A 14232-nucleotide genomic window follows, 5' to 3' on the forward strand; every position below is an offset into this window, starting at 1 on the left:
CTCCCTAATTATAATACTTTAACTTATTTAAATTAGTTTACCTACAATTAGGGTGTGCTATACTTAATAAAATAGAGAATCTTGTAAATATGTTAAATATATAGAATTAAATTTGAAAACTGATCTTAAAGTAATTCTTATCCTCCCCAAGGAAGTGTCATATATTCTTTCATTCTTCTATCATATTCTTCTTTGAATATAGACTCATGACCTGCTTCCCAGCCTGACAGCATTTCAAAAAGTTCTTTTATAACAGGATCATCTGCTTCTTTAGAAGCTTTTTCATAAAACTCTTTGTAATCTCTTTCAATTAGATAAGCCATTCTTAATATAGTTATATCCGGAACATCACTTTCCTTTAAAGCAGCATCTACATGTTCCTTTTCTGCTCTTTTTTCAAATATATCTTTATCTATATCTGCAAAGCTTCCATCTATCTCAAATGTATCATTTTCCATATACTTATCTAAATGCTTTTTTAGGAAATTATAATGATCCATTTCAACATCAGCCAATGTTAAAAATAACTCTTTGGCAGTTTCACTTAAAACTTGCCCAGCCTTTTCTTTAAAAAAGCTACTTCCATCAAGTTCCATTTGCATAGCATATCTTATTACTTGTTCATACTTTTTCACTTTAACAGCTCCTTTGTAACTTTTCTATTTTTACTGCTGCAACCTTAAGCTCTGGTATCTTGGCAATAGAGTCAAGTTTAGTATTTGTAAGGTAATTTGCAGCACCTTCCGCAAAGTGGAATGGTATAAACACTACATCTTCATCTACTATATCTGTAACTTTAACTTTTATATCTATACTACCCCTTCTTGATGTAACTTTAGCTTTTTCACCATCTTTAAGTCCTAGCTTATTTGCTGTTATTTCATTTATCTCTATATATGACTCTGGTACTAATTTATCTAAACCTTCTACTCTTCCTGTCATAGTTCTAGTGTGATAATGATAAAGTACCCTACCTGTAGTTAATATATGTGGATATTCTTTATCTGTAGTTTCAGCACTACCTGTATGGTAAACTGGGAAGAATAATCCTCTACCTCTTGCTATAGCTTCTTTGTGTAGATATTTAGTACCTGGATGATTTTCGTCTGGACATGGCCATTGTAATCCTTCAGCTTCTATTCTATCGTAAGTTATACCGCCATATTGTGGTGTTACGCTTGCTATTTCTTCCATTATCTCCGAAGGATTTCTATATTTTTTAGAATATCCTAATCTATTCATAATCTCCATTAGTATCTGCCAATCTGCTCTAGCTTCTCCTACTGGTTCGATAGCTTTCCTTACTCTTTGAACTCTTCTTTCTGTATTTGTAAATGTTCCATCCTTCTCAGCAAATGATGCCGCTGGCAATACAACATCAGCTAATTCTGCAGTTTCTGTTAAGAATATATCTTGAACAACTATAAAGTCCTTTTCTTCTAATGCGTGTTTAACATGGTTTATGTCAGGATCTGATACCATAGGGTTTTCTCCCATTATATATAAGAACTTAACGTTATCAAGCATTTCTGATATAGACATTCCTACTTCTCTTGATAAGCTAACATCCCAAGCTTTTTCAAACTTTTCAGCTATCTCTTCTTTAAATACTTTTTGATATCCTGGTAAGTCTGCTGGCAGTCCTCCCATATCACAAGCACCTTGTACGTTATTTTGTCCACGAAGTGGATTTACCCCTGCGTGTTCTTTACCTATATTCCCACACATAAGTGCTAGGTTTGATATAGATATTACAGAGTGTGTTCCTGTTATATGTTGAGTTATACCCATTGCATAATATATTCCTGCTTTATCTGATTCTGCATACATTTTAGCTGCTTTTATAATATCATCTTTATTTACACCACATATTTCTGCTACCTTCTCAGGTGTATATTCTATAAGAGATTCTTTAAGTTCTTCAAAGTTTTCAGTTCTATCTTCTATATAAGATTTATCATAAAGTTCATTTTCAATTATATAATTCATCATTCCATTTAAAAGTGCTATATTAGTTCCAGGCTTGATTTGTAAGAATATATCGGCTTTATCTGCAAGCTCTATTTTTCTAGGATCAGCTACTATTATTTTAGCTCCTTTTTTCTTAGCCTGTTTCATTTTAGTTCCTATAACTGGATGATTTTCTGTAGTATTTGATCCAATAACAAATATAACATCATTATTTACAACTTCGTCTATGCTATTAGTCATAGCTCCACTTCCTAATGTAGTTGCAAGACCTGCAACTGTAGAAGCGTGTCAGAGTCGTGCACAATGATCTACGTTATTAGTTCCTATAGCAGCTCTAAATAGCTTTTGGAATAGGTAGTTTTCTTCATTTGTACATCTTGCTGAACTAAACCCACCCAAAGCATTAGCCCCATGTTTGTCCTTAGTTTCTTTCATTTTTGATGCTATCAAACTAAGTGCTTCTTCCCATGAGGCTTCTTCAAATTTACCATTTTTCTTTATAAGAGGAGTTTTAAGTCTATCTTTATGGTTTATAAAAGGATAACCAAACTTACCTTTTACGCATAATAGACCATCATTAGGATTTCCCTTATGAGGCTCTACTCCAACTACCTTATCATTAGACACTATTAAGTCTAATTGGCAACCTACTCCACAGTATGAACAAGTTGTTCTTACTTTTTTAGTATCCCATTTTCTGAATCTCTCTCTAGACTTAGGCATTAGTGCCCCTACTGGACAAACTGATACACAGTTTCCACATGAAACACAAGTTGAATGTTCTAGTCCATTTTCAAATGGAGTTCCTACATGGGTTTCAAATCCTCTTTCATTTAAACCTATAGCTGATGTTCCTTGTAGACTATTACATACTCTAACACATTTACCACATAAGATACATTTATTTGGATCGTAGTAATAGAAATGATTACTATCATCTATAGGTAAGTTTCTTTTTTCTCCTTTAAAACTTCCTTCTACAACTCCATAATCGTAACAATAATCTTGTAATTTACAGTCTCCTGATTTGCTACAAGTTAAACAGTCATTCGGATGATTTGAAAATAAAAGATCTAGAATATCTCTTCTTGACTTTATTACTTTCTCACTATGTGTTTGTATATTCATACCATCTTCTACTTTAAGAGAACATGATGTCATAAGATTATTTCTTCCTTCAACTTCTACTACACATAGTCTACAAGAAGCATCTGGTTCTAATCTTTCATCATGACATAAAGTAGGTATATTTATATTATTTTCTTGGCAAGCTTGAAGTACCGTGATATTCTCACGGACTTCATAGCTTTTGCCGTTGATAGTTATTTTTACCATCGGCTTTTCCTCCTAGCTTTACTTATCATCTATTGAGTTTATTTTATCCAGTACGTCTCCTAGTCCTAAAGCTTCCTTCCAAGTAGTTTTAACAAATTTACCGTCTTCTTTCTTGTAAGGTTCTTGTGGATTATCAAGATATAGTAGCTCAGATGTAAGTCTTCCCTTTAAGCATAAAGGTCTTCCATTTGAAGGTGATTTAGCTCTTACAGCTACCTTTTTATTATTTTTTGTTAATACTTCAAAGTCACAACCATAATCACAAACTTTACATCTAACTTCTTCTACTTCTCCGTCCCATATTCTAGACTTTCCTATAATTCTCTTATCTAAAAGTGCTCCAACTGGACATACTGTTACACATCTATTACATGACACACAACTAGATTCCTCAAAGCTCAAATCAGCATCTGCTACTATTTTTGTATCAAATCCTCTTTGTGCAAATGAAAGTACAGCTCTATCTGAAACTTGTGCACAAGTTCTAACACATTTACCACATAAGATACATTTATCTTCATCCTTTAATATATATGGACTTGATGTATCTACAATGTGCTCTTTTCTAGCTCCATCATGTTCTCTAAACTTAACATTATACGTATAAGCATATCTTTGTAACAAACATTCTCCAGCTTTCTGACAAGTTAAACAATCATTTGGATGATTATCTAAAAGAAGCTGTAATATTTCTTTTCTGATAGCTAGTACCTTTTCAGTATTAGTGTGAACAACCATTCCATCTTCAACTTTTATAGAACATGAAGTTTGAAGCTTATTAACTCCTTCAACTTCAACTACACATAATCTACAAGCTGATACTACTTCTAGATTAGGATCGTAACATAATGCAGGAATTTCTATTCCAATTTTTTCAGCAGCCTGAATAATCGTATAGTTTTCAGGCACTGTTACTTTTTGCCCATCTATAGTAAGAGTTAAGTTTCTCATCATAATCCCCCTAAGTCTTATTTCTTAATTACTGCATTAACAGGACATGCTTCTACACAAGCACCACACTTCACACACTTTTCAACATCAATAACATGTCTTTGTTTTACTTTTCCGTCTATACATGATGCAGGACAATTTCTAGCACATTTTGTACATCCTATACAATCTTCTGTTATAAAGTATTGTAATAGTGATTGACAAGCCCCTGCAGGACATCTTTTTTCTTGTACGTGAGCTAAATATTCATCCCTAAAGTAGTTTAGTGTAGATAGTACTGGGTTTGGTGCAGTTTGACCTAGTCCACATAATGATGAAAGTTTAATTGTCTCCGCTAAGCTTTCTAGTTTCTCTATATCTTCTAATTCACCTTTACCATCTGTTATTTTTTCTAGGATTTCTAGCATTCTCTTAGTTCCTTCACGGCAAGGAGTACATTTTCCACAAGATTCTTCAACAGTAAAGTCTAAGAAGAATCTCGCAATGTCAACCATACAAGTATCTTCGTCCATTACTATCATTCCACCAGAACCCATCATTGATCCTAAAGCATTTAATGATTCGAAATCTATTGGAGTATCTATATTTTCTTCAGTTATACATCCTCCTGAAGGTCCACCTGTTTGAATTGCTTTAAACTTTCTTCCTCCAGGTATTCCGCCTCCAACATCATATATAACTTCTCTTAAAGTAGTTCCCATAGGTATTTCAACAAGTCCAGTGTTGTTTATTTTTCCACCTAAGGCAAATACTTTTGTTCCTGGTGATTTTTCTGTTCCTAATGTTTTGAACCAGTCTGATCCTTTTAATATAATTTGAGGAACGTTCGCATAAGTTTCAACGTTATTTATTAAAGTAGGTTTATCCCATAGACCTTTATTAGCTGGGAATGGTGGTTTATTTCTAGGCATACCTCTTTGACCTTCTATAGAAGCAATTAGCGCTGTTTCTTCACCACATACGAATGCTCCTGCTCCAAGTCTTATTTCCATGTCAAAGTTAAATCCTGTACCAAATATATTTTTTCCTAATAAGCCTTTTTCTTTTGCTTGATCTATAGCAACTTGTAATCTTTGAACTGCTATAGGATATTCCGCTCTTATATAAACATATCCTTCATCAGCTCCAATAGCATATCCAGCTATTGCCATAGCCTCTATAACTGAATGTGGATCTCCTTCAAGAATACTTCTATCCATGAATGCTCCTGGATCTCCTTCATCAGCATTACATAAAACATACTTTTTATCTCCAATAGCTTTAGCAGTGAATTCCCATTTTAATCCTGTAGGGAAACCTCCACCACCTCTACCTCTTAATCCAGAATCTTTCATAGCCTCAATTACATTTTCTGGTGTCATTTCATTTAATGCTTTATAAAGTCCAACATAACCATCGTATGCTATATACTCATCTATGTCTTCAGGATTTATAAGTCCACAGTTTCTAAGTGCAACTCTCTCTTGTTTTTTATAGAAAGTAACTTCGTCTATAGCTTTAATCTTATCTTCACTTATAGATTCTTTATATAATAAATCTTTAACTACATTTCCTTTTATAAGATCTTCTTCAACTATTGTTTCTACATCTTCTACTTTTATATGACTATAGAAAGTTCCTTCTGGATATACAACTACTATTGGTCCTGCCTCACAAAGACCAAAGCATCCAGTTTTTACAATATCTACTTTGTCATCTATATTTTTTTCTTTTAATAATCTGATAAATTCATCTTCTATCTTATCTGATTTAGATGAAGTACATCCTGTACCTCTACATAAAAGTACTTGCTTTGTATATAAACTTTCAACATTTGCCTTATCTTCTCTGCTTCTTAAGCATATTCTAGACAAAGTATTAGATTTAATTGTTTTTAAATCATCAAGCGTTATCATTACACTGCCCCCTGACTACTTTATTATTTATGATTTTGTATTAAAAACTAATTTATTGGGTAAATGAAAAATGAGTTGTTTAAAAATCTTTAGCGAAATGTGATAGTTTTAAGATTAACTAACTAATTAGAATTAAAACAAACAATACATCATTACATATTTTTATACTTTTCTAGTATTTCTGGAATGTCTTCTGCTTTTAATCTACCGTAAACTTCATCGTTTACTGACATAACTGGTGCTAATCCACAGGCACCTATACATCTAGTTGCTTGTAAAGAGAACTTTCTATCACTAGTAGTTCCTCCGACTTCTATACTTAAGTCTTTCTTTACCTTATCTACTAGCTCCTGAGCTCCTCTAACATAACAAGCTGTTCCTAGACAAATACCTATTTGATATTTTCCTCTTGGAATTAAAGTGAACTGTGAATAAAAAGTTATAACTCCATAAACTTCAGCTAGTGGCACTTTTAGTCCTTCAGAAATAATTCTCTGAACTTCAATAGGTAAATATCCAAATAAATCTTGTGCCTCGTGTAGTACTGACATCAAAGCTCCTTTTTTATCCTTATGATCTTCGATAATTCCATTAAGTTTTTTAATGTTTTCTTTATTATCCTCCCAATCAAACGTAAATTCCATTTTCTAGCCTCCCTTGAGATTGTTATATACTTCATATATGCTCAATATATGAACTATAGAATATTTTTATATAAGTTTTTTATTTTTTTATAAACCTCAAAAGCCATTAATCTAAAATATTCCTTAACTTAAGTTTAATATTAATAAACACATTGTGTCAATGAACGTTAATTTATCTACAATTTTTTTTAAGGTTAATCATACTTATATCTGCTTTATTGGCTTCGTTAAGTACCTATAAATGCACTTAGGTTTAAAATATAAAAATAAATATAATAAACTTACGATAATCTTGTATTTTGACTATTTATAGAACTTTAACGCAAAATATGACCATTTTTGATGAATTTAACGATATTACAAAGTTAACGTTTTCATGTTTAACCTTAAATGATTGTTAAATTATTGTTAATTTCACTATCCTTTAAAGTTATATTAAGGTTTCACATGAAACCTTTTAAAATAATTATTATAGCTTTTAATAAAATAAATAACTACTTTAGAATATTGTAATATCCCAAAGTAGTTATTTATTTTATCAATATGAAACAATTTCCGTATTAAAGTAGAGAACTACAATTATAATTAATAAAAAATGGCTTTAAAAATTTAATATTATACTCTACTAATCTTTAATAGTAACTACACCTTCAAAAAATACATTTCCTCTACCCCCTACTTTTATAGGGTACTCACATTCATCATTAATAATTTCACAATATATTTGACTTGGTCTTCCTATTTGTTCACCTTGTTTACACAATACTTCGCTATTTTTTATTAAATTATTTTTCTTTAAATAATATATAAGTCCTGCATTTGCTGTACCACTACAAGCACATTCTGTTATAAATGACATTGATTCAAACTGTCTACAATTAATAGTATCGTCTTCTTCCAATGAAAATATATGAAATCTAGGTTCAACTATACGTTCTAAATCTCTTGTTATCGTGTTCGAATTTACTTTTTGTGAATCAAATTGAAGCTTATTCAGTATATCTCTACTTTTAACTGGAATAATTATATCATATTTCCCGGTAAATAGAATTTCAGGTTTTATGTTTATAAAGTCTATTCCTATATCTTCTTTATCTATACTTAGTATTGAACTTATTTCATCTACATCATCATATTTACCTAAGGAAACAGGAGTATTGTGATACATTCCTACTTTCTCTATATTCCAATCCTTAAAATGTATTTCTATTGGGTTTGTACCTATTTTAGTATGTTGAAATACCTTTACAACACCTTGCGATATATTTGTTATATAACCTTTATTAGCTAATGTATAAAAAGTAGCTATAGTAGTATAACCACAAAAATCTATTTCTTCTTTTGATGTAAAAAACCTAACTTCAAAATTATCTTTATCTACTTGGTTTACAAATGATACTTTACTTAAATTAGTTAGTCGAACTATTTTAAGCATATCCTCATAACTTAAGTCTCTAGCATCAGGAACTATCCCTGCTGGATTTCCCCCAAAAGGCTTGTCTGCAAAAGCATTAGCCTGATACATAATCACTTGCATTTACTCAACACTCCTTAAGCCTATATTTATTAAGCATATTTGAAAAGCAATTACAATTTCTCTGTTTAATATTACAAAATTACAAACTTCTTATTATTATAATTTTTTCTTGATACATTGGAGTTAAGATCAAGTGTAGTATCATTCTTAATAGATTATGTTAGGATTTTGATAGTAAATCTAGTATTCTTTCAAGATGTTCATCATCATAGTATTCTATTTCTATCTTTCCTTTTTTCTTTCCTGTCACTATATGAACTTTTGTTCCAAGTGTTCTTCTTAAGCTTTCTTCTATTTCTAGTATTATCGGATCTTTTGTTTTTTCTTTCTTTATATTATTATCGTTTTTATTATTAATTTCTTTTATAATTTTTTCAGTTTCTCTTACACTTAAGTTTTTTTCTATAACTATTTGAGCTATTTTATTTTGAATTTCTTTATCTTCAATTGCTAATAATGCTCTTCCATGACCACTCGATAGTTTACCTTTTAATATTAGATCTATAATTTCATCTTGAAGATTCAATAGTCTTATTGTGTTAGTTATATATGGTCTACTTTTTCCTATAGCATTCGCAACTTCTTCTTGAGTAAGGTTATATTTTTCTATTAAACTTTTTAAAGCCATAGCTTCTTCTATAATATTTAAATTTTCTCTTTGAATATTTTCTATAAGAGAAATTTCTGTAGCCTCTAGTTGTTCTATATTTTTTATAATAGAAGGTATCTTTTTTATTCCAGCTATATTAGATGCTCTCCATCTTCTTTCTCCTGCTATTATTTCGTATCCATTTTCTTTTTTTCTTAATATAATAGGTTGTATAACACCATGTCTTTTTATAGACTCTGAAAGCTCATTTAAAGATTCCTCATTAAATTCCTTTCTTGGCTGACTGCAATTAGGTTCTATTAAATTTATATCTATATCTACAACTGATTTTTCATTTTCATCTATAGCCATATCCTCTAAAGAGTTTGAAGGAATTAGTGCCGATAATCCTTTACCTAATCCTCTTTTCTTTATACTCATTTTATATCACACCTTCTAAGTAATCTAAAAACTCATCTGCTAGCTCATCATATGCTTCAGCTCCTTTTGATTTAGGATCATAATCTATAACAGGAACTCCAAAGCTAGGAGCTTCAGCTAGCCTAATATTTCTAGGTATTATAGTTGTATATACTTTACCTCTAAAGTATTTTTTTACTTCATCTACAACTTGAATAGAAAGATTAGTCCTTCCATCAAACATACTTAAAACTACTCCTTCTATTTCTAAGCTAGGATTTAAGCTACTTTTTATAAGCTTTATAGTATCCATTAATTGACTTACTCCTTCAAGTGCATAGTACTCACATTGTATTGGTATTATAACACTATCTACTGCTACTAAAGTATTTATTGTAAGTAATCCTAGTGATGGTGGACAATCTATAAAGATATATTCATAATCATCTTTTATACTCTCTATAGCTTTTTTAAGAATAGTTTCTCTATTTTTCTTTCCAGTAAGTTCTATTTCTGCTCCTGCAAGTTCAACATTTGAAGATATTAAATGTAAGTTTTCTACGTTAGTTTCTATTATAGCATTTTTTATATCTTCTCCATCTATTAGAACGTTATATATTGACACAGGAACTTCTTTTTTATCTATTCCAAATCCGCTTGTAGTATTACCTTGAGGGTCTATATCTATAACTAATACTTTTTTACCTTTTCTTGCTACACAAGAACTTAAATTAACGTTGGTAGTGGTTTTTCCCACACCTCCTTTTTGATTAAATATAGCTATAAGTCTGGACATGCCATCACCTCATTTTAGGAACCTATATAATACTAAGTTAAAAATAAATAAAATTCATAAAATCTTACTATTTCTGATAGTTTCATAAGACTCAGAATTTTATTATATAAAGTCTATTTTTTTAGTAAAGATTTTTATAATATTTATATCATACAACTTTAAAAATATATCGAATATTGAATAAAATACATAGAACATATAGTTTTATATTCTATATACGATTTATAAAGTCCTTTAGATATATTACATATAAATGTTTAAATATCAAAACAATATATTTTATTTAAAAATATATATTAAAACGCTAAAAACATACTATTCTATATACTATTATTTAGCTATAAAAACATTTTGTCAAAGTATTTTTTTATTAATATTAGCTTTATTTAGAAATTTAAAATTTAAAAATATAAGTCTTCCTAAAACTGTGTTTTAAAAATCTTTATAATATAAAAAACTTAGCATAGTGAAATATTTTTATATACACTAGTAGCTAAGTTTTTTAATATTTTTAGTTTTAAATATTTATATTGAAACTATTACTTTTTAGGAATTTTAACTTTAACTTCTATAAAGTCTCCCATATCTTTCTGCTCATATTGAGCATCTACTCCACTATCTTTTATAGCAGTATACGCATTTTTAATAGTATTTAAATATATTCTAAAGTTTATTAAACTTTTTATATTCTGTCTATTTTTAGGCTCTTCTTCTTTAGTTAAATCTTCAAGTATATCATTAATAAGCTTCTCAGTTTTCTTAACTGTAAGTTCATTTTTTATCACTCTTTCTAGTACAGAAGCTTGTAATTCCTCATCAGGTAACTTTAACATTGCTCTAGCATGTCTTTCTGTTAATCCACTTTCTACTATACTTTTCTTTATACTATTTGGTAGCCTTAAAAGTCTTATTTTATTTGCTATAGTAGATTGATTTTTACCAAGCTTTTCAGCCAACTCTTGTTGTGTAAATCCATGATCATCTATAAGATTATGATATCCCTCTGCCTCTTCTATGAAATTCAAATTTTCTCTTTGTAAGTTTTCTAGTAAAGCCAATACTGCTGAGTCTATATCCTTAACATTAATAATAACTGCTGGTACTTTTTCTAGTTCTGCTAGTTCAGAAGCTCTTAATCTCCTTTCTCCTGCAACTAACTCATAACTTTCTTCGCCTATTTTCCTTACACTAATAGGTTGTAATATTCCATAAGTTTTTATGGATTGACTAAGTTCTTCCAAGGCACGTCTATTAAAAGTTTTCCTAGGCTGATAAGGGTTTGGCTTTATTTGTTTAATTGGAATGTAACATATCTCGTTATTTAAATTACTCATTAGATCATTCCTCTCCCCATTTACTTCTCCCCTGTTTATATTTTTAATTTCTCCAAAAAGGTTTATGTTCCTTCCTTAACAGTTAAAATTATTAAAGTTTCGTTTTACATTTTTTTTATTAATTTTATATTTTACAACGGTTTTTTCTTAGGTTTCCCTCCACCTCTAGGGTATTTTGTCGGAGTGTGACTTATTTTCCTTATAACTAGTAAGTTATGTGTTATATCACTATGAGGAAGTTTTATATCTATTTTATCTTCTATTTTACCTCCTAATAGCTTTATGGCATTTTTAGAACCCTTTATTTCTTCTTCTACATCTGGACCCTTCATAGCTATAAAGTATCCATCCACTTTTACAAAAGGAATGCAATATTCACTTAAAGTGTTAAGTGATGCTACAGCTCTTGATACTGCTATATCAAACACCTCTCTATATTCTTCTTTCCTACTATATTCTTCTGCTCTTCCATGTAATGTAGTTATACCTTTTAGGTTAAGTTTATCTATAACTTCATCTAAAAACTTTAACCTCTTGTTAAGCCCATCTAATAAAACTACCTCTGCTTCTTCATTTACTATTTTTATAGGTACCCCAGGAAATCCTCCACCTGTACCAATATCTATTATCTTTTTACTTCCTTGTAATTTATTAGTTTTAAATATGGAAATACTATCTAAAAAATGTTTTATATCAATCTCTTTGTCATCTGTAATTGCAGTTAAGTTAATTTTATCATTCCAGTCTTTCAGGAGTTCCTTATATATATTAAATTTATCTATTTTTTCATTATCGATACTTATATTTAGTTCTTCAATACCACTTTTTAATGTATCTACATTACTCATTATTTTCACTCCTGTTGCCCATTCTTCTCTGTTGCTCTAAATATATTAACAGTACATTTATATCTGCAGGTGAAACACCTGATATTCTTGATGCTTGACCTACTGATTCTGGCTTTATCTCTTTTAGTTTTTGTCTAGCTTCTAATCTTAATCCCTTTATATCTTCATAATTCATATCGGAAGAAAGCTTTTTACTTTCAAGCTTTCTAAATTGTTCTATTTGCCTTAATTGTTTCTCTATATATCCTTCATATTTTATTTGAGTCTCAACTTGCATTCTAGATTCTTTATTAAGATCAGGTCTATCTTGATCTAACTTAGAAAGTTGATCGTATGATAGTTCAGGTCTTCTTATAAGATCATAAAGAGATGTTGGTGTTTTTAAAGCTGATGTTCCTAAGCTTTCTAAAAGCTCATTATTTTCTTTTGTAGGTGTTATTTTCCTTTCTTTTAATCTATTTAGTTCTTTTTCAACTTCGTCTTTTTTCTTAAGTAATCTTTTATATCTTTCTTCAGTTGCAAGTCCGACCCTATATCCCTTCTCAGTAAGCCTTAAATCTGCGTTATCTTGTCTTAATGTAAGTCTATATTCCGATCTTGAAGTCATCATCCTATATGGCTCGTTAGTTCCCTTTGTAACTAAATCATCTATAAGTACACCTATATAAGCTTCTGATCTATCTAGTATTAGAGGTTCTTCTCCCCTTAATTTAAGTACTGTATTAATTCCTGCTATTATACCCTGTGCTGCTGCTTCTTCATATCCTGAAGTACCATTAATCTGTCCTGCAAAAAATAAATTCTCTATATCCATAGATTCAAGTGATCGCTTTAGTTGTGTAGGATCTATACAATCATACTCAATAGCATAAGCACCTCTCATTATTTCAACATCTTCAAGTCCATCAACTGTTTTCATCATTTTCAATAATACATCTTCTGGTAAAGTTGTAGACATTCCTTGTACATACATTTCAGCAGTGTTTCTTCCTTCTGGTTCTATAAAAACTTGATGTCTGTTCTTATCTGAAAATCTTACAACTTTATCTTCTATAGATGGACAATATCTTGGTCCTACACTTTCCATTTGACCAGAATACATTGGAGATCTTCCTAGGTTTTCCATTATTAACTTATGAGTCTCTATATTTGTATAAGTCAAATAACAAGATACTTGTTCTACGTCTATCTTGTCAGTTAAAAATGAGAAAGGTATTATTTCATCATCACCAGGTTGAGCTTCCATCTTACTAGTATCTATACTATTTCTATGAATTCTAGCAGGAGTACCTGTTTTGAACCTTCTCATTCTAAATCCTAATTTTTTTAAACACTCTGATAATTCATTTGCGGGAAATAATCCATTTGGACCTCCTTCATAGTTTAACTCCCCTATGAATATCCTTCCCTTTAGATAAGTTCCTGTAGATACTATAACAGCATCTGCATCATATCTTGCACCTGTCTTAGTTAATATCCCTGTTACTTTTCCATCTTCTACAAAAATTTCTACTACTTCACCTTGTTTTAAATCTAAATTCTTTTCATTTTCTAAGACTTGTTTCATTTTAAGTTGATAATCTACTTTGTCAGCTTGAGCTCTTAAAGAATGAACAGCCGGTCCTTTAGAAGTATTTAACATTCTACTTTGAATCAAAATATTATCTATATTCATTCCCATTTCTCCACCTAAAGCATCTACTTCTTTTACAAGATGTCCTTTTCCAGTTCCGCCTATTGCAGGATTACAAGCAAGTAATGCAACAGCATCTAGACTCATAGTTAGTATTAGTGTATTTTTTCCCATTCTACTACAAGCTAGTGCTGCCTCACATCCTGCATGTCCAGCTCCTATAACTATTACATCATATTTACCTGCATGATATTCTATAGCTTTATTCATTAAAAGGAT

General features: G+C 30.3%; 11 protein-coding genes. All 11 read right to left on the reverse strand.

Features of this window, described 5'->3' with window-relative positions; genetic code table 11:
- Positions 1-137: 137 nt before the first annotated feature.
- Entirely contained in the window at positions 138-635 is a 498-nt protein-coding gene (locus tag CLPU_RS14335; protein WP_050356365.1) for a ferritin-like domain-containing protein, read from the reverse strand.
- 1 nt (position 636) lies between these two features.
- Complete coding sequence (gene fdhF / locus CLPU_RS16825) at positions 637-3306, reverse strand: formate dehydrogenase subunit alpha (RefSeq protein WP_082154255.1); 2670 nt, start codon at positions 3304-3306, stop codon at positions 637-639.
- Positions 3307-3324: 18 nt separating this feature from the next.
- On the reverse strand, positions 3325-4257 hold the full coding sequence (locus CLPU_RS14350) for an NADH-quinone oxidoreductase subunit G (RefSeq protein ID WP_050356368.1): 933 nt from the start codon (positions 4255-4257) through the stop codon (positions 3325-3327).
- Positions 4258-4274: 17 nt separating this feature from the next.
- Positions 4275-6152 carry an NADH-quinone oxidoreductase subunit NuoF gene (gene nuoF / locus CLPU_RS14355; protein WP_082154256.1) on the reverse strand — a complete coding sequence of 626 codons (1878 nt, stop codon included), beginning with the start codon at positions 6150-6152 and terminating at the stop codon, positions 4275-4277.
- A gap of 152 nt (positions 6153-6304) precedes the next feature.
- Positions 6305-6796 carry an NADH-quinone oxidoreductase subunit NuoE family protein gene (locus CLPU_RS14360; protein ID WP_050356369.1) on the reverse strand — a complete coding sequence of 164 codons (492 nt, stop codon included), beginning with the start codon at positions 6794-6796 and terminating at the stop codon, positions 6305-6307.
- Between the two features lie 625 nt (positions 6797-7421).
- The gene (locus CLPU_RS14365) at positions 7422-8333 is read right to left on the reverse strand and encodes a PhzF family phenazine biosynthesis protein (RefSeq protein ID WP_050356370.1); all 912 of its coding nucleotides are present in this window, start codon (positions 8331-8333) and stop codon (positions 7422-7424) included.
- Positions 8334-8493: 160 nt separating this feature from the next.
- Positions 8494-9363, reverse strand: a complete 870-nt coding sequence (locus CLPU_RS14370) for a ParB/RepB/Spo0J family partition protein (protein WP_050356371.1) — start codon at positions 9361-9363, stop codon at positions 8494-8496.
- Position 9364: 1 nt separating this feature from the next.
- Positions 9365-10138 carry a ParA family protein gene (locus CLPU_RS14375; protein ID WP_050356372.1) on the reverse strand — a complete coding sequence of 258 codons (774 nt, stop codon included), beginning with the start codon at positions 10136-10138 and terminating at the stop codon, positions 9365-9367.
- 539 nt (positions 10139-10677) lie between these two features.
- Positions 10678-11472, reverse strand: coding sequence for a nucleoid occlusion protein (gene noc, locus CLPU_RS14380; protein WP_050356373.1), 795 nt, complete (start codon positions 11470-11472; stop codon positions 10678-10680).
- Positions 11473-11603: 131 nt separating this feature from the next.
- Positions 11604-12320 (reverse strand): 16S rRNA (guanine(527)-N(7))-methyltransferase RsmG, encoded by a 717-nt coding sequence (rsmG, locus tag CLPU_RS14385; protein WP_050356374.1) that lies wholly within the window; start codon positions 12318-12320, stop codon positions 11604-11606.
- A complete protein-coding gene (mnmG, locus tag CLPU_RS14390; RefSeq protein ID WP_050356375.1) occupies positions 12313-14223 on the reverse strand; it encodes a tRNA uridine-5-carboxymethylaminomethyl(34) synthesis enzyme MnmG in 1911 nt (636 codons plus the stop codon). Before mnmG ends, rsmG begins: the two co-directional genes overlap by 8 nt.
- Positions 14224-14232: the final 9 nt, after the last annotated feature.

Source organism: Gottschalkia purinilytica, from assembly GCF_001190785.1.
Classification (GTDB): Bacteria; Bacillota; Clostridia; order Tissierellales; family Gottschalkiaceae; genus Gottschalkia_A; species Gottschalkia_A purinilytica.